Raw genomic sequence first — 14,794 nt, forward strand, 5'->3', positions numbered from 1 at the left:
CGATGAAGCGCTGTGAGGTATTGATCGTAGGCGCCGGCCCGACCGGGCTGGTGCTGGCCTTGTGGCTGAGCAAACTTGGCATCAAGGTACGCATTATCGACAAGAGCGCCGCGCCCGGTACCACCTCCCGTGCCTTGGCGGTGCAGGCGCGGACCCTGGAGCTGTACCGCCAGCTGGACCTGACTGCCGCCATCCTTGAACAGGGCCATCGGGTGCCTGCGGCCAATCTCTGGGTCAAAGGCCAGGCGGCGGCCCATTTGCCCTTCAGCAGCATTGGGGGCGGTTTTACCCCCTACCCCTTCCTGCATATTTACCCTCAGGATGAGCACGAAAAGCTGTTGATCGAACGCCTGCAGGGCTACGGTGTTGAGGTAGAGCGCGAGACCGAACTGCTGGAACTCAACCAGGATACGCGAGGCGTCAGCGCTCGCTTGCAGCATGCCGATGACCCGGAGCAACACTGTCAGGCGCGCTATGTGGCCGGCTGCGACGGTGCCCGCTCTACGGTGCGTAAAGCACTGGGGATCGGCTTTCCCGGCGGTACCTATCAACAAGTGTTCTACGTTGCCGATGTGCAGGCCTCAGGCCCGGCACTCAACGGCGAATTGCATGTGGACCTGGACGAGGCCGATTTTCTTGCAGTGTTTCCACTGGCAGGCAGTGGTCGCGCGCGGCTGATTGGTACGGTACGCGACCAACGTGCCGAGCACGCCGAACAGTTGCGTTTCGCCGACGTCAGCCGCCGCGCCATTGAGCACCTGCATGTGGAGGTGCAGCAGGTGAATTGGTTCTCCACCTACCGAGTCCACCATCGGGTAGCGGAGCACTTCGGCCGCCAGTCTGCCTTTCTTCTGGGTGACGCGGCGCATGTCCACAGTCCAGCCGGTGGCCAGGGCATGAATACCGGCATTGGTGATGCCATCAACCTGGCCTGGAAACTGGCCAGCGTCCTCAAGGGCAGCGCTCAACCGAGCCTGCTCGATACCTATGAAATTGAACGCAGCGCCTTTGCCAAACGCCTGGTGTCGACCACCGACCAGGTGTTCAACTTTGTGACTGCCGATGGCCGCCTGGCGGCCTTGTTGCGCACGCGCCTGGCGCCGCGGGTGATCCCGCGAATGGTGGCGTTCAAGGCAGCGCGCGAGTATCTGTTTCGCAGCGTTTCGCAGATCAACCTCAACTATCGCTACATGCCGTTGAGTACCGGCAATGCCGGGCACGTCCAGGGAGGCGATCGCTTACCCTGGGTTGCCGAAGGCGGACGCGACAACTTCGCCGGTCTGAACCGCATGTGCTGGCAAGTGCAGGTGTACGGCGCAGTGGGCGCCAGCCTGGTGCAATGGTGCAGCGGCCACGGCATCCCGGTAGACGTATTCATCTGGAGCGAAGCGCATCAGGCGGCGGGCCTGGTGCGCGATGCGGTCTACCTGATACGGCCGGATACCTACATTGCCGGCGTCTGGAGCAGTGCTGACCCGCACGTCCTGGAGGCCTATTTCGAGGAGCGTGGCCTCTATCCGCGCTAACCGACCTGCTTACCGTTGGTCACCGGCAAGCCCGTTGCCCGCCGCTGACCTGGAAAACCGATAGGTGGTGACTGCACACAACACCAGCCCCAGCAGCGCCAACGCCCCGCCAACCAACCCGATGTTGGCCAATCCCAGGTGTACGCTGACCAGGCTACCGATCAGCGCCCCGGCACCGATGCCAATGTTATAGATCCCGGAGAACATCGCCATCGCCACATCCGTGGCATCAGACGCCAGAATCAACACCTTCGACTGCAACGCCAGGCTGAAGCACATGATCGCGATGCCCCAGAACACACTCAGGGTACCGAGCAGGCTGAACTCACCCGACAGCGGCAACAGCAGCAAGAGGCAACTGGCAAGCAGGGCAATGGCGGCCAGCAAAAACGCGCTGGGAAAACGTTCGCTGTAGCGACTGAACAGCAGCGAACCAAATACGCCGGCGCCACCAAACAGCAGCAACAGCAGGGTCGTGCGCTCGCCTCCGACCTGGGCGACGTTCAAGGCAAACGGTTCGATGTAGCTGTAGGCGGTGAACTGGGCGGCGATGACCAACGCGACCAGCACATACACGGTCACCAACGCCGGACGCTTGAACAGCACCGGCACGCTGCGCAACGACCCGGAGTTCTGGCTGGGCAACAACGGCAGCGACTTCACCAGGCACAGCAAGGTCGCCAGCGCCACCCCGGCGATGGCCAGAAAGGTCGTGCGCCAACCCAATGCCTCGCCGACTACCCGGCCCAGCGGGATACCCATCACCATCGCCAGGGTGGTGCCGGTTGCCAACAGCCCCAGCGCCTTGGCCTGCTGCCCTGGCGGCGCCACACGCACAGCCAACGACGCAGTAATTGCCCAGAACACCGCATGAGCCAACGCGATGCCGATGCGGCTGAGCAACAGCGTGGTAAAACTCTGCGCCACCCAGGACAGTAAATGGCTGGCGATAAACAACACAAAGATCACGATCAGCAATTTGCGCCGCTCGACATTACGCGTCAGCAGCATCATCGGCAGCGACGCCAGGGCGACCACCCAGGCGTAAATGGTCAGCATCAGGCCAACTTGCGCGGTGGACATGTCAAAACTGGCGCCAATGTCACTGAGTAGCGCCACTGGCACGAATTCAGTGGTGTTGAAAATAAAGGCTGCCAAGGCCAGGGCGATCACACTGAGCCAGCTGCCGGCTCGCGCATCCACAGGTGTAGTCATCGGTGGGGGTGTTACTCCAGATCGATTGCAGGTGCCGGACGCAAGTGCGCGCCCAGCATGAAGCGCTCATGGCCGTCGGGCCTGAGTGCAAGCGTGTGCGCTGAGGAATGGATTATAAGTATGCGGGGTATCGCTTGCGGGCAAGGATAGTACGTCAGGGCAAAGCCTGTCACCTGTACAGCGCCCGGCTGGCGACAGCAGATTTCCTCGGCACTGCTACACTGAAGTCGCCGAAAGGAGGATTGCACCATGTCCGAAAAAGACATCACCACGCTACTGACCTTGATCGACCACCGGCAAGCCACGCTGGCCAGCGCCTGCAAAGAAATTGCCGACTGGATCGACCGTCAGGGCGACGTACCCGCTGCTGGCAGGATCCGCGCCAGCCTCAAGGCAGTGGAAGCAGACGGGGCACTGGTCAAAAAGACCCTGACTTCACTGAAAGTCGACCGCCCGCTGCCACGCTTTCGTTGATCGATCCCTGCAGGGCACCACGGCTTGGCGATGTATTCGCAACGCCGCACGCCCTGACTCAAGCTTAATCCGGCTTCATGGCTGTGCTGCCGCGTGTTTGCCCTTCACGAGGACTCGTCATGCGTAATCTTTTGCTCGTTGCATTGCTGATCGCTAGCCCCTTGGCCCTGGCCAAAACCGAATGCACCAAGGCCGACAAAGCCCAGTGGCAAAACCCGGACACTTTTCAGCAATCGTTGAAAAGCCAGGGTTACGAGATCAAGAAATTCAAAGTCACCGACGGCAACTGCTACGAGATCTATGGCTGGGACAAGGATAAACGCAAAGTCGAGATCTATTTCGACCCGGTCAGTGGCAACAAGGTAAAAGAAGAGATCGATTGAAGTGAGCAACGGCACCCTGCGCCTCTGGGATCCCTTGGTGCGGTTTTGTCATTGGTCGCTGGTGCTGGCGTTTGTCGGCGGATACTTCTTCACCGAAGAGGGTGATGGCTGGCATCGCTGGCTCGGCTACTACGGCGTTGCCATCGTGCTGATTCGCGCTGGCTGGGGGTTTGTCGGCACACCGGCTGCGCGCTGGAAAGACTTCTGGCCGACCCCGGGCAGAGTGAAGTGGCACCTGCAGGCCCTGTTCAGCGGCGAGGATTACCACCGCCTGGGCCACTCCCCGCTTGGGGCGCTGGTGATGGTGCTGATGCTGGCCCTTATGCTCGGCCTGGGTTTGAGTGGCTTTCTGATGGAGGAAGTGGATTACTTCTGGGGCGAAGAGTTGCCGCGGGATATTCATGAGTACATGGCCAACACCTTGCTGGCGCTGGTTTGTCTGCACATTGCTGCAGCCGTATTCGAAAGCCTGCGCCTGAAGGAAAACCTGCCGCTGTCGATGGTCACCGGCAGGCGCCGTAAACGCTGACTGTGTTGATCATCCTGTGTGGGAGCGGGCTTGCTGTGGGAGCGGGCTTGCCCCGCGATGGCGGTGTGTCAGATACACCGCCATCGCGGGGCAAGCCCGCTCCCACACACTGTCAGTGCATGTGCTCGTGGCCGTGCATGGCTTCGGCGTTCAGCGCGCGTACTGGCGCGTTGACTTCCAGGCGCTGCTTCTGGCCCTTGGCGTCTTCAATCACCAGGGTCAGCGGGACTTGCTCGCCTTCCTTGACCTGTTGTTTGAGCTTCATCAGCATCACGTGGTAACCGTTAGGGTCGAGGCTCACCGCCTTGCCTGCTGGCAACTCGACGCTCTGCACCTGCTTCATGCCCATGACATCGTTGTCCATGGTCATCTGATGCACCTGGACGATCTCGGCCACAGGTGACTGCACCTCCACCAGCTTGCTGTCGCTGCTGGCGGTGAGGGTCATGAAGGCACCGGTGGACTGCTGGTGCGGCACGGTGGCGCGAACCCAGGCATCACTGACGGTGGTGTCCGCAACCGCTGGCAGCGCCAGGCCGATGAGGGCCAGCGCGGCCAAGGTACGTTTGAACATAGGCATCAGCAAACCTCCATGACCGTGAGCAGATCTTCCGTACACTCTTTAGCGGTCAGTGAATGAGACAACCCCAGGCGCAACTGGCCACGGGAATCGAAGACGTAACTGGTCGAGGTGTGCGAGATGGTATAGGTGTCGCCACTGGGCACCTTCTCGTAGAACACACCGAATTCCTTGGCCGCAGCGGCTGTTTCTTCCAGGGTACCGGTCAGCGCCACGAACGAAGGGTCGAACGCCTTGACGTAGGCATCAAGCACTTCGGGGGTATCACGCTCCGGGTCCAGGCTGATGAACACCACCTGCAGGAAACCGCCATCGCGCCCCATCAACTTTTTGATCTGCGCCGCACGGGCCAGCGTGGTCGGGCATACCGCCGGGCACTGGGTAAATCCGAAGAACACCATGGGCATCGTGCCCCAGAAACTCGACAGGGTGCGTGGGTTACCCTGGGTGTCTTTAAGCTTGAATGAGCGACCAAGGATCTTGTTACTCATGTCCTTGCCGTATTTGAAATCGAGCACACCACCGGAGCGGGGGTCGCAACCTACCAGGGCGCCCAGGCCCAGCAGGCTGATCCCGGCCATGATCTGGCGCCGGGTCAGTAAATCAGTCATGTAACCATCCTTTTGGGAAGGTGTTGCGCCTCGTGTAGGAGGCCTGTCGAGAAAGCGCGACATTTTGTCATGGCGCTCTGCCAAGGTTCCAGCACCTATCGCCCCGTACGTCTGTAACCCTTGATTTTCGGGGTGCGGCCCGTTGTCGCAGAATGTGACAAGAACCTTGAGCTAAAGCCTGCGCAGGCATTTTCCTGCGGAAAACTATCACTACCGCTATATATTTTTGTATATTGCGAAGCTGTTGAACCAGCCAGGCGAGCGCGTAAATGGAACACATGCTGTATGAGGAACCTGCGAGCACGACAGGCAGCGCAGCGTGTGGGGAACACCAACCGCTGGAGAAAAAGGCCAACGCGCCTGGGCGGCGCAATCGCGCGCTGATTCTGCGCATGGCGGCAAAATCCTTTGCCCGCAAAGGCTTCGCCGCTACCACCTTGAGTGAGGTGGCGACGCTCAGCGGCGTGCCGAAGGCCAACGTCAATTACTACTTCCACTCCAAGGAAAACCTCTACCAGCAGGTGCTCGACAGCATTACCCCGCAGTACCTGGATGCCTTTGCCCAGTTGAGCCCTGCCAGTGATCCGCTGGAGGCCGTCGATCGCCTGATCCGCGCCAAACTCAGCATCATCCGCAGCCAACCCTGGGCGGCCAGGGTGTTTATTGCCGAGATGATGCACGGCGCCCGGCATCTGCCGGCGGAGCAGACCGAACGTCTGCAAGGCGAGATTCAGAAGGGCGTGGCGTGCCTGCAGCACTGGATCGACAACCGCCAGCTGAATGCTGTCGATGCCAAACACCTGCTGATCAGCTTGTGGGCGACCACCCAGGCCTACGCCAACTTCAATGCGCAACTGAGCACCGATACCGACCAGGGCACACCACTGAGTGCCGATCTGGACAGTGCGGTGGCGAGCATCACTCGCCTGGTATTGCATGGTGTGCTGCCCGGCTGAGCACCGGCACACGCGAAAGCCGCAGCCGACCCTGACACCGGGCCTGGACTCTATTACCATACCGGGCCTCGGGCGCAGCTCCTTCTGTGCCCACCCGATTAAGCCCATGCCATGCCTTTCGAACTTAGCGTAGACCTGACCACCCTCGCCATTCTTGCCGCCGTTGCCTTTGTTGCCGGTTTTATCGATGCCATCGCCGGCGGCGGCGGACTGTTGACCACCCCCGCCCTGCTCACTGCCGGCATGCCGCCGCACCTGGTGCTGGGCACCAACAAGCTCAGCTCGACCTTCGGCTCGGCGACCGCCAGCTTCACCTACTACCGGCGCAAGCTGTTCCATCCGGCGCAGTGGCGCCACGCCTTGATCGGCACCTTTGTCGGTGCCCTGATCGGTGCGGTGGTAGCGCACTACCTGCCCGCCGAGTGGCTGAACAAGATGCTGCCGGTGATCGTCTTTCTCTGCGGTGTGTACCTGCTGTTCGGCGGCACGCCCAAGGCGCCACTGGATGCCGATGCGCCGGTGAAAAAGAAATGGCAACTGCCCCAGAGCCTGACCCTGGGTTTCTATGATGGCGTGGCCGGCCCTGGCACCGGGGCGTTCTGGACGGTGAGTACCTTGCTGCTCTACCCCATCGACCTGGTCAAGGCCAGCGGTGTGGCGCGCAGCATGAACTTCGTCAGCAATGCGGCGGCGTTGTCGGTGTTCATCTTTTCCGGGCAGGTCGACTGGCTGGTCGGTCTGTCCATGGGCTCAGCGCTGATGGTCGGCGCGTTCTTCGGTGCGCGCACCGCCATCAGTGGCGGTAGCAAGTTCATCCGCCCAGTGTTCATCACCGTGGTGCTGGCCCTGACTGTGCGCCTAGCGTGGCAGCACTGGTTCGGCCAGGCCTAAACGCCGCGCCACGTACAGATCGATCAGGTACCGGGCAATCGAGCGCCCCGCTGGCAACGGCGGCAGCGCATCGACCCGGAACCATTGTGCATCCTCGATCTCGTCCGGCTGCATGACAATCTCGCCACTGGCGTACTCGGCATGAAAGCCGAGCATCATCGAGTGCGGGAACGGCCAGCACTGACTGCCGACGTACTGAATGTTCTGCACCTCGATCGCCACTTCTTCGCGCACCTCGCGCACCAGGCAGTCTTCGGCGGACTCACCCGGCTCGGCAAAGCCGGCCAGGGTGCTGTAGACCCCGGTGACAAAACGCGGTGAACGCGCCAGGAGAATTTCGTCGCCGCGGGTGATCAGCACGATCATGCTCGGCGAAATGCGCGGATAGCTGCGCAAGTCACAGGGCTGGCAGTGCATCGCGCGCTCCAGGGGGATCTGCGTCATAGCCTGGCCACAACTGCCGCAAAACCGGTGTTCGCGGGCCCAGGTAGCGATCTGCGCTGCGTAGCCGAGAATCTTGTAGGTGTCGAAATCACCTTCCAGCATGAACTGGCGCAAGCCGCGCCAGCTGCAAGCCGGCACCGCCTGCGCCTGGCGCAGTTCGAGCAGGTACACCGGCTGCCCATCGAAATGGCCGATGCCATGCTCGAACAGCACGTCCAGGTCCTGACGCTTGAGCCAGTCGCGCGGGAACAACGCGCCGTTGGCATCAACCAGAAAACCTTCACTGCAGCGCGCGACCGCCAGGCCGCCCGCCAATGTCGTGTCCAGTACCGCGGTGGTCCAACGCACAGCCATGTTCCGGTTCCTTGCGCGGGCCCGCCGCTGCAATCAGTCGGCGAACTCGGGTTTCTGTTTGCTCATGTGGGCAGCCACGGCCACCCGCAGATCGGTGGATTGCAGCATGGCGGCGTTCCAGGTGGCAATGTACTCCAGGCCATCGTCGATCCGGTGATCGCGCATATAGCTGAGCATTTCCTTGGTGCCGGCCACGGCAATGGGGGATTTTCCCGCAATTTCGGCGGCAATGGCAAAGACTCCTTCGAGCAATGCCTCATGGCTGTCGTACACCCGGTTGACCAGGCCGATACGCTGCGCCTCGTCGGCCTCCACCGTACGCCCGGTGTAGGCCAGCTCGCGCATGATGCCGTCGCCGATGATCCGCGGCAGGCGCTGCAAGGTGCCGACATCGGCAGCCATGCCCATGTCGATTTCCTTGATCGAAAACTGTGCGTCGTTGCTGCAGTAGCGCATATCGCAGGCCGACACCAGGTCGATAGCGCCGCCAATGCAATAGCCCTGGATGGCTGCCAGCACCGGCTTGCGGCAATTGTCCACGGCATTGAACGAGGCCTGCATGCGCAAAATGGTGCGGCGCAACAGACGCGCGTTGCGCCCGACATCCTTGCCCAGCTCATTGGCCACCGAGGCCAGCAGCATCAGGTCGATGCCAGCAGAGAAGTGTTTACCCGCCCCGCTGATCACCACTGCACGCACTGCATCGGTGTCGTCGATCCACTTGAAGATATCGACGATTTCGCTCCAGAACGCCGCATTCATGGCGTTGTATTTTTCCGGGCGGTTGATCTGCACGTGGGCGATGCTGTTCTTCAGCTCGACCTTGAAGGCCTGATAGGCGGTAAGTTCAACTTCGAGTGCTTGGTAGTCGCTCACAATTGCGTTCCTTGAGAGGGGCTGGTCAATCCGCCGACTATATCAAGGCGCGGAATACGACCAAGGCCGTGCTTGTGCCAAAACCGGGACTTTTACCTTGATCTGACGGCGCGTATCCGGCACCGTGCGCTCCTGTAGAATTATTAGGATACATTTTCATGCCCCGCTCCCTCGCCGGCGCCCTGGCCCACAACTTCCTCGGACAGTCGCCCCGCTGGTACAAGGCCACCCTGTGCCTGTTCCTGATTCTCAACCCGGTCCTGCTGTTCACCCAGGGCCCGGTGGTAGCCGGCTGGGTGCTGGTGATCGAGTTCATCTTTACCTTGGGCATGGCCCTCAAGTGCTACCCGTTGATGCCCGGCGGCTTGCTGGTAGCCGAAGCCCTGGTACTGCGCATGACCACGCCGCAGGCGCTGTATGACGAGCTGCAGCACAACTTCCCGGTGATCCTGCTGTTGATGTTCATGGTCGCCGGGATCTACTTCATGAAAGACCTGCTGCTGTTCGTGTTCTCGCGAATTCTTCTCGGGGTACGCTCCAAGGCGCTGCTGGCCTTGCTGTTCTGCTTTCTCTGCGCCTTCCTCTCGGCGTTCCTCGATGCCCTGACGGTTACCGCGGTGATCATCAGTGCTGCGGTGGGTTTCTACTCGGTGTACCACCGGGTCGCCTCGGGCGCCAATCCGCGGGAAGAGTCGAACCTGGACAGCGACCAGGACATCGCCCAGATGCAGCGCGATGACCTGCAACAATTTCGCGCCTTCCTGCGGAGCCTGCTGATGCATGGCGCGGTGGGTACTGCCCTGGGTGGCGTGTGCACCTTGGTGGGCGAGCCGCAGAACCTGCTGATCGGCCATGAAATGGGCTGGCACTTCGGCGACTTTTTCCTCAAGGTGGCCCCGGTGTCACTGCCCGTGCTGGTTGCCGGCCTTGTGACCTGCGTGCTGCTGGAAAAGCTGCGCTGGTTTGGCTACGGCACCTTGCTGCCAGACAACGTGCGCCAGGTGCTGGCGGCCTATGCTGCCGAAGACGATGCCCAGCGCACCTCGCAGCAACGTGCCGCCTTGCTGGTACAAGGCGTGGCCGCGTTGATCCTGATTGTCAGCCTGGGCCTGCACATCGCTGAAGTGGGCTTGATCGGCTTGTTGGTGATCGTATTGATCACCTCGTTCACCGGCATCACCGACGAACACCGCCTGGGCCGTGCGTTCCAGGATGCCATGCCGTTCACCGCGCTGCTGGTGGTGTTCTTTGCGGTGGTGGCTGTGATCCATGATCAACAGCTGTTTACCCCGCTGATCCAGTGGGTGCTGGCGCTGCCGGCTGATCAGCAACCAGGCATGTTGTTCATTGCCAACGGTTTGCTGTCGGCGATCAGCGACAACGTGTTCGTGGCGACCATCTACATCACCGAGGTCAAGCAGGCGTTCCTCAACGGCCATATGAGCCGTGAACACTTCGAGACCCTGGCGGTGGCCATCAACACCGGCACCAACCTACCGAGCGTCGCCACCCCCAATGGCCAGGCAGCGTTCCTGTTCCTGCTGACCTCGGCAATTGCCCCGCTGATTCGCCTGTCGTACGGGCGCATGGTGTGGATGGCCCTGCCTTACACCGTAGTGATGGGCGGCCTGGGCTGGTGGGCAGTGACCTACTGGTTGTAATCGATTACGCACGGTAGGAGCGGGCTTGTCCCGCGATTGCGGTCTGTCAGTCACAGCGCATCGCGGGGCAAGCCCGCTCCTACCGGTGGGCCTCACTTGCCGATGGGATGCCATACCCGCCGCTCGCGGCTCAGCAGCTCATCCGCCGCCACTGGCCCGTCCTCACCGGCCGCATAGGGCTGCACCTCCCCCGCCTCTTTCCAGGCATCCAAAAACGGCTGCACGGCGCGCCAGCCGTTTTCGATGTTGTCGGCGCGCTGGAACAGGGTCTGGTCACCGGTCAGGCAGTCGTAGATGAGGGTCTCGTAGCCGGTGGACGGGCGCATTTCGAAGAAGTCCTTGTAGGCAAAACCCAGCTCGATGTTCTCCATGATCAACGCCTGCCCCGGACGCTTGGCCTGCAGGTCAAAGGCCATGCCCTCGTTGGGCTGGATCTGGATACGCAGGTAATTGGGCTGTAACCGCTCGACCTCGGTATCGCGAAACTGCGCATACGGCGCCGGTTTGAAACAGATGGCAATTTCAGTGTCGCGTTGACTCATGCGCTTGCCAGTGCGCAGGTAGAACGGCACACCCACCCAGCGCCAGTTATCGATCATGACCTTCAGGGCCACGTAGGTTTCGGTCTGGCTGTGCGGGTCGACCCGGGGTTCTTCGCGGTAACCGGGTAATTTTTTGCGTCCCTGTTTGCCGGCGGTGTACTGGCCACGCACCGAGTTCTTCAAGGCCATGGTCTTCGACCAGGGCCGTATGGCACCAATGACCTTGGCTTTTTCACTGCGTACCGCATCAGCGCCAAAGGCTGCTGGCGGCTCCATCGCCACCATGGCCAGCAGTTGGAACAGGTGATTAGGCACCATGTCGCGCAGTGCGCCAGTGCCGTCATAGAAGGCACCCCGGCTTTCCACACCAACGGTTTCGGCCGCGGTGATCTGCACGTGGTCAATGTAATGGTTGTTCCAGAACGCTTCGAAGATACCGTTGGAGAAGCGGCTGACCAGAATGTTCTGCACCGTTTCTTTGCCCAGGTAATGGTCGATACGGTAGATCTGCTTTTCGCTCATGACGTTGAGCAGGCAGGCGTTGAGCGCTTCTGCGCTGGCAAGGTCGGAGCCAAAGGGTTTTTCCACGACCACGCGGCGAAAGCCCTGGCTTTCATCCAGCAGCCCTGCAGCGCCCAGACGCTGAACCACGTCGCCGAAGAATCGTGGCGACGTGGCAAGGTAGAACACCGCGTTGGCACTGGGATTTCTGGCGATCCGTCGGGCAATGGCTTGATAGGTAGCCTCGTCGAGGAAATCGCCGGTCTGATAGCCAATGCGCTTGGCCAGGCGGCCCCAGAGTTTCTCATCCAGGCAGTGCGCGCCCTGGCTTGCCTTGTCACGCTCATGCATGAACGCGTGCAGACGCTCGACGAACTCCGCGTCGCTGGCCGGGTTATGGTCAATGCCAACGATTCGCAGGTTTTTATCCAACAGCCCGTCACGACTGAGGTTGTACAGGGCCGGCATCAACAGGCGCTTGACCAGATCGCCATTGGCACCAAAGAGGAACAGCGTGCACGGCGGTGCCGCGTCGATCTGAGGTTTACTCATTCGGTTTTCTTCTCAACGTGACCACCAAAGCCGAAGCGCATCGCCGACAGCATGCGGTCGGCATAGGTGCCCTGCTGCTGTCGGGAGCGGAAGCGAGCGAACAAGGCGCTGGACAATACCGGCACCGGCACCGCCTGTTCCACAGCCGCATCGATGGTCCAGCGCCCTTCGCCGCTGTCGGCCACCGAGCCGCTGTAGCCACCCAGTTGCGGGTCGGCCACCAGGGCGTCAGCGGTCAAATCCAGCAGCCAGGAGGTGACCACGCTGCCGCGGCGCCACACCTCGGCGATCTCGGCAACATCCAGGTCGAAGCGCTGGTCGGCGGGCAAGGCGTCGCTGCCTTTGCTCTTGAGGATGTCAAAACCTTCGGCATAGGCCTGCATCAGGCCGTACTCGATGCCGTTATGGATCATTTTCACGTAGTGCCCGGCACCCGCCGGGCCCGCGTGGATGTAACCCTGTTCGGCGCGACCTGCAGGCCCCTGGCGTCCGCGGGTACGGGCAATGCTGCCGACTCCCGGGGCCAGCGTGGCAAACAGCGGATCGAGGCGCTCGACAACACTTTGCTCGCCACCGATCATCATGCAATAGCCGCGTTCCAGGCCCCAGACGCCACCTGAGGTGCCGACATCGATGTAATGCAACTGACGCTTGGCCAGCTCTTGGGCGCGGCGGATATCGTCTTTGTAGAAGGTGTTACCGCCATCGATGATCACGTCATCGGCATCCAGCAGATCGGCCAGCTGGGCGATGGTCTGCTCGGTTGCCTCACCTGCGGGGAGCATGACCCAGACCGCGCGTGGCTGTTTCAACTTGGCCACCAGCGCGCCCAGGTCATGGGCGCCATTGGCGCCCTCGGCCTCCAGGGTTTTCACCGCGCCGTGATCTCGGTCGTGCACCACCGTGCGATGACCACCGCGCATCAAACGCCGTGCAATATTGCCGCCCATGCGGCCGAGCCCCACGATTCCCAGTTGCATGTGCCGATGCTCCCCTGACTGATAAAAACACACCACTCAAGCGTTAAAGGTTAGTCCAGCCTGGGTCGGCTTGGTTCATCGACGAGCGGCAAGACAGCAAGAAACAAAAAAGTTCCCATCGCTGCAAAAAGAATTCAGAATCGCGCCCGATCGAGCAGCTACGCTTGCAACAATGACCCACCATTTGCGAGGTGTGCAATGGCAACCCTTCTACCGAAAATGCCGCCCCAGACCCTCTACGTGACGGTACACCGGGATGAATTGCGACGCTTGCGCGAAGAGCGCGACCGCCTCCAGCAGCAAGTCGCGCAGCTGAGCCTGCAACTGCAACAAGCCCAGGCGGGAGCAAAAACCGCAGCGGTGTGACTGTGCAGTGGAGATTGCTCCCGATGTCACCCACTGTGGCATTGCTCGCACATTAAGGGCCCAGGCGCCATGAGCGTCGCCTATCTGATGGGCCCTTTGCATGAAACACTGTTCCCTGTTTTTACCGCTGGCCTTGCTGAGCATGGCCTCTTTCCCTGTGCAGGCATCGAACTGTGCGCTGATCAGCGAAGCGCAGGTGCTCGAACTCTTCAATCAGTGGAACGCCAGCTTGCACAGTGGTGAACCGCAACAGGTGGCAGCGCTCTACCGCGACGATGCGATTTTGTTACCGACGTTGTCCAGCGAGCCACGCCTGAATACCGCAAGCCGTGTGGATTACTTCACAGGCTTCCTCAGCAAGCAGCCCTCCGGTGAACTGGATACCCACCACGTCACGTTGGGCTGCAACATGGCCAGCCTGTCAGGGCTGTACACCTTTACCTTTGCCCAGACCGGTGAACAGGTGCCCGCACGCTATTCATTCACCTACCGTCTGGACGGTGAGCGCTGGCTGATCGACAGCCATCACTCATCATTACTGCCAGCCAGCTAGGCGGTGATCACAGCGCCTTGTGCCAAAACTGCATGGCGCCGTGGGCCGGGTCGAATCGGGCGTGCTCAAAGCCAAAGGTGCGGTAACTGCCCTGGGCGGCAGGGTTGCCGTCGAGCACTTCCAGGGTCAGTTTGCAGCAACCACGCTGCCGGGCGATCTCTTCGACCTTGGCCAACATCTTGTGGCTCAGGCCTTTACCACGATGCTCAGGCACCACCGACACGTCATGGATATTGACCAGTGGCCGGCAGGCAAAGGTGGAAAATCCTTCAAAGCAATTCACCAGGCCTGCAGGCTGGCCACCGACAAAGGCCAACACGCTGAAAGCATGAGGGCGTTTGGCAAGCTCTTGCGGTAGCTGCGCCAACAGCTGCGGATCAAGCGGCTGCCCGCCCCCCATCGGGTCGCGCGCGTAGTGGTCGAGTACCAGCGCAATCGCCTCGGCGTGCATCGGGTTGCTGTAGCTGGCTTGCAGTACCAGAATCTGTTCGACGTCCATTGTCATCCCCAACGCGCAATAAAAAAATGGCCCGGCAACTGCCGAGGCAGAGCGCCGATTGTACGGCAAGCCATCGAGCGAAAGTAAAGTGACCAGCGGGTCACATATTTCGCGTGATCTCTCCTACACTCAGTATTCGGCCACGAGATTGTCTGGAAAATACGACAGAAATAAGTCGAACTTTCTGAAATCGCAGTAGGTCTGCAACAGTAAGGGGCTACATTTCCGGGCATCCGGATGCGCCCCAACCACCCCAGAACGTATGTACGCCGTCGGCTGGACTGCCGCCTCGCTTAGCGCT

Annotated in this window: 17 protein-coding genes; 9 read left to right on the top strand and 8 right to left on the bottom strand. The window is 61.0% G+C overall.

The genetic code is table 11. The features are described 5' to 3' along the window. Positions 1–2 precede the first annotated feature (2 nt). Positions 3–1,526, top strand: a complete 1,524-nt coding sequence (locus ACP6KB_RS15375; protein WP_442107887.1) for an FAD-dependent monooxygenase — start codon at positions 3–5, stop codon at positions 1,524–1,526. A 9-nt stretch (positions 1,527–1,535) separates the two neighbouring features. On the opposite strand, the gene ACP6KB_RS15380 is transcribed toward ACP6KB_RS15375, so the two are convergent. Continuing rightward, complete coding sequence (locus ACP6KB_RS15380; RefSeq protein ID WP_442107889.1) at positions 1,536–2,741, bottom strand: sugar transporter; 1,206 nt, start codon at positions 2,739–2,741, stop codon at positions 1,536–1,538. A 249-nt stretch (positions 2,742–2,990) separates the two neighbouring features. On the opposite strand from ACP6KB_RS15380, the gene ACP6KB_RS15385 reads away from it, so the two are divergent. The 3 genes from ACP6KB_RS15385 to ACP6KB_RS15395 all read left to right on the top strand — a co-directional run bounded on the left by ACP6KB_RS15385 (position 2,991) and on the right by ACP6KB_RS15395 (position 4,127). Then, entirely contained in the window at positions 2,991–3,215 is a 225-nt protein-coding gene (locus ACP6KB_RS15385; protein ID WP_442107891.1) for a hypothetical protein, read from the top strand. Between the two features lie 119 nt (positions 3,216–3,334). Next, positions 3,335–3,598: a PepSY domain-containing protein gene (locus ACP6KB_RS15390; RefSeq protein WP_442107893.1), complete on the top strand. Its 264-nt coding sequence runs from the start codon at positions 3,335–3,337 to the stop codon at positions 3,596–3,598. A gap of 1 nt (position 3,599) precedes the next feature. Then, entirely contained in the window at positions 3,600–4,127 is a 528-nt protein-coding gene (locus ACP6KB_RS15395) for a cytochrome b/b6 domain-containing protein (protein WP_442107895.1), read from the top strand. Between the two features lie 112 nt (positions 4,128–4,239). Here ACP6KB_RS15395 and ACP6KB_RS15400 read toward each other — a convergent pair whose 3' ends face one another. Beyond that, entirely contained in the window at positions 4,240–4,707 is a 468-nt protein-coding gene (locus ACP6KB_RS15400; protein ID WP_442107897.1) for a copper chaperone PCu(A)C, read from the bottom strand. Beyond that, positions 4,707–5,318 carry an SCO family protein gene (locus tag ACP6KB_RS15405; protein ID WP_442107899.1) on the bottom strand — a complete coding sequence of 204 codons (612 nt, stop codon included), beginning with the start codon at positions 5,316–5,318 and terminating at the stop codon, positions 4,707–4,709. The genes ACP6KB_RS15400 and ACP6KB_RS15405 overlap by 1 nt, the downstream gene beginning before the upstream one ends. A 269-nt stretch (positions 5,319–5,587) precedes the next feature. Between ACP6KB_RS15405 and ACP6KB_RS15410 the strand changes: the two genes are divergently transcribed. Together ACP6KB_RS15410 and ACP6KB_RS15415 are read left to right on the top strand one after the other, a co-directional pair. Then, complete coding sequence (locus tag ACP6KB_RS15410) at positions 5,588–6,274, top strand: TetR/AcrR family transcriptional regulator (RefSeq protein ID WP_442107901.1); 687 nt, start codon at positions 5,588–5,590, stop codon at positions 6,272–6,274. A 111-nt stretch (positions 6,275–6,385) separates the two neighbouring features. Further along, on the top strand, positions 6,386–7,165 hold the full coding sequence (locus tag ACP6KB_RS15415; RefSeq protein ID WP_442107903.1) for a TSUP family transporter: 780 nt from the start codon (positions 6,386–6,388) through the stop codon (positions 7,163–7,165). Here ACP6KB_RS15415 and nudC read toward each other — a convergent pair. Further along, positions 7,133–7,963, bottom strand: coding sequence for an NAD(+) diphosphatase (nudC, locus tag ACP6KB_RS15420; RefSeq protein WP_442107905.1), 831 nt, complete (start codon positions 7,961–7,963; stop codon positions 7,133–7,135). The two genes, ACP6KB_RS15415 and nudC, sit on opposite strands and share 33 nt — an antisense overlap. 33 nt (positions 7,964–7,996) lie before the next feature. Continuing rightward, entirely contained in the window at positions 7,997–8,839 is an 843-nt protein-coding gene (locus tag ACP6KB_RS15425; protein ID WP_442107907.1) for a crotonase/enoyl-CoA hydratase family protein, read from the bottom strand. A gap of 158 nt (positions 8,840–8,997) precedes the next feature. Between ACP6KB_RS15425 and nhaB the strand changes: the two genes are divergently transcribed. After that, entirely contained in the window at positions 8,998–10,500 is a 1,503-nt protein-coding gene (gene nhaB, locus ACP6KB_RS15430; protein ID WP_442107909.1) for a sodium/proton antiporter NhaB, read from the top strand. A gap of 92 nt (positions 10,501–10,592) precedes the next feature. Here nhaB and zwf read toward each other — a convergent pair whose 3' ends face one another. Together zwf and gnd are read right to left on the bottom strand one after the other, a co-directional pair. Then, complete coding sequence (gene zwf / locus ACP6KB_RS15435) at positions 10,593–12,095, bottom strand: glucose-6-phosphate dehydrogenase (protein WP_442107911.1); 1,503 nt, start codon at positions 12,093–12,095, stop codon at positions 10,593–10,595. Next, positions 12,092–13,075, bottom strand: coding sequence for a phosphogluconate dehydrogenase (NAD(+)-dependent, decarboxylating) (gene gnd / locus ACP6KB_RS15440; protein WP_442107913.1), 984 nt, complete (start codon positions 13,073–13,075; stop codon positions 12,092–12,094). Before gnd ends, zwf begins: the two co-directional genes overlap by 4 nt. Before the next feature lie 198 nt (positions 13,076–13,273). On the opposite strand from gnd, the gene ACP6KB_RS15445 reads away from it, so the two are divergent. Together ACP6KB_RS15445 and ACP6KB_RS15450 are read left to right on the top strand one after the other, a co-directional pair. Continuing rightward, a complete protein-coding gene (locus ACP6KB_RS15445) occupies positions 13,274–13,441 on the top strand; it encodes a DUF6026 family protein (RefSeq protein ID WP_442107915.1) in 168 nt (55 codons plus the stop codon). 100 nt (positions 13,442–13,541) lie between these two features. Continuing rightward, positions 13,542–13,994, top strand: a complete 453-nt coding sequence (locus ACP6KB_RS15450) for a DUF4440 domain-containing protein (RefSeq protein WP_442107917.1) — start codon at positions 13,542–13,544, stop codon at positions 13,992–13,994. Positions 13,995–14,001: 7 nt separating this feature from the next. Here the strand turns inward: ACP6KB_RS15450 and ACP6KB_RS15455 are convergent, their stop codons facing one another. Next, complete coding sequence (locus ACP6KB_RS15455; protein WP_442107919.1) at positions 14,002–14,493, bottom strand: GNAT family N-acetyltransferase; 492 nt, start codon at positions 14,491–14,493, stop codon at positions 14,002–14,004. Between the last annotated feature and the right edge of the window lie 301 nt (positions 14,494–14,794).

Origin of the sequence: Pseudomonas sp. NUPR-001 (assembly GCF_052147955.1) — a bacterium.
Classification (GTDB): Bacteria; Pseudomonadota; Gammaproteobacteria; order Pseudomonadales; family Pseudomonadaceae; genus Aquipseudomonas.

What these genes read in the sequence shown, in the direction of transcription:
- ACP6KB_RS15375 (WP_442107887.1), top strand. Translation starts at nt 3, where the DNA reads ATGAAGCGCTGTGAGGTATTGATCGTAGGCGCCGGCCCGACCGGGCTG.
- ACP6KB_RS15380 (WP_442107889.1), bottom strand. Translation starts at nt 2,741, where the DNA reads ATGACTACACCTGTGGATGCGCGAGCCGGCAGCTGGCTCAGTGTGATC.
- ACP6KB_RS15385 (WP_442107891.1), top strand. Translation starts at nt 2,991, where the DNA reads ATGTCCGAAAAAGACATCACCACGCTACTGACCTTGATCGACCACCGG.
- ACP6KB_RS15390 (WP_442107893.1), top strand. Translation starts at nt 3,335, where the DNA reads ATGCGTAATCTTTTGCTCGTTGCATTGCTGATCGCTAGCCCCTTGGCC.
- ACP6KB_RS15400 (WP_442107897.1), bottom strand. Translation starts at nt 4,707, where the DNA reads ATGCCTATGTTCAAACGTACCTTGGCCGCGCTGGCCCTCATCGGCCTG.
- ACP6KB_RS15405 (WP_442107899.1), bottom strand. Translation starts at nt 5,318, where the DNA reads ATGACTGATTTACTGACCCGGCGCCAGATCATGGCCGGGATCAGCCTG.
- ACP6KB_RS15410 (WP_442107901.1), top strand. Translation starts at nt 5,588, where the DNA reads ATGGAACACATGCTGTATGAGGAACCTGCGAGCACGACAGGCAGCGCA.
- ACP6KB_RS15415 (WP_442107903.1), top strand. Translation starts at nt 6,386, where the DNA reads ATGCCTTTCGAACTTAGCGTAGACCTGACCACCCTCGCCATTCTTGCC.
- nudC (WP_442107905.1), bottom strand. Translation starts at nt 7,963, where the DNA reads ATGGCTGTGCGTTGGACCACCGCGGTACTGGACACGACATTGGCGGGC.
- nhaB (WP_442107909.1), top strand. Translation starts at nt 8,998, where the DNA reads ATGCCCCGCTCCCTCGCCGGCGCCCTGGCCCACAACTTCCTCGGACAG.
- zwf (WP_442107911.1), bottom strand. Translation starts at nt 12,095, where the DNA reads ATGAGTAAACCTCAGATCGACGCGGCACCGCCGTGCACGCTGTTCCTC.
- gnd (WP_442107913.1), bottom strand. Translation starts at nt 13,075, where the DNA reads ATGCAACTGGGAATCGTGGGGCTCGGCCGCATGGGCGGCAATATTGCA.
- ACP6KB_RS15445 (WP_442107915.1), top strand. Translation starts at nt 13,274, where the DNA reads ATGGCAACCCTTCTACCGAAAATGCCGCCCCAGACCCTCTACGTGACG.
- ACP6KB_RS15450 (WP_442107917.1), top strand. Translation starts at nt 13,542, where the DNA reads ATGAAACACTGTTCCCTGTTTTTACCGCTGGCCTTGCTGAGCATGGCC.
- ACP6KB_RS15455 (WP_442107919.1), bottom strand. Translation starts at nt 14,493, where the DNA reads ATGGACGTCGAACAGATTCTGGTACTGCAAGCCAGCTACAGCAACCCG.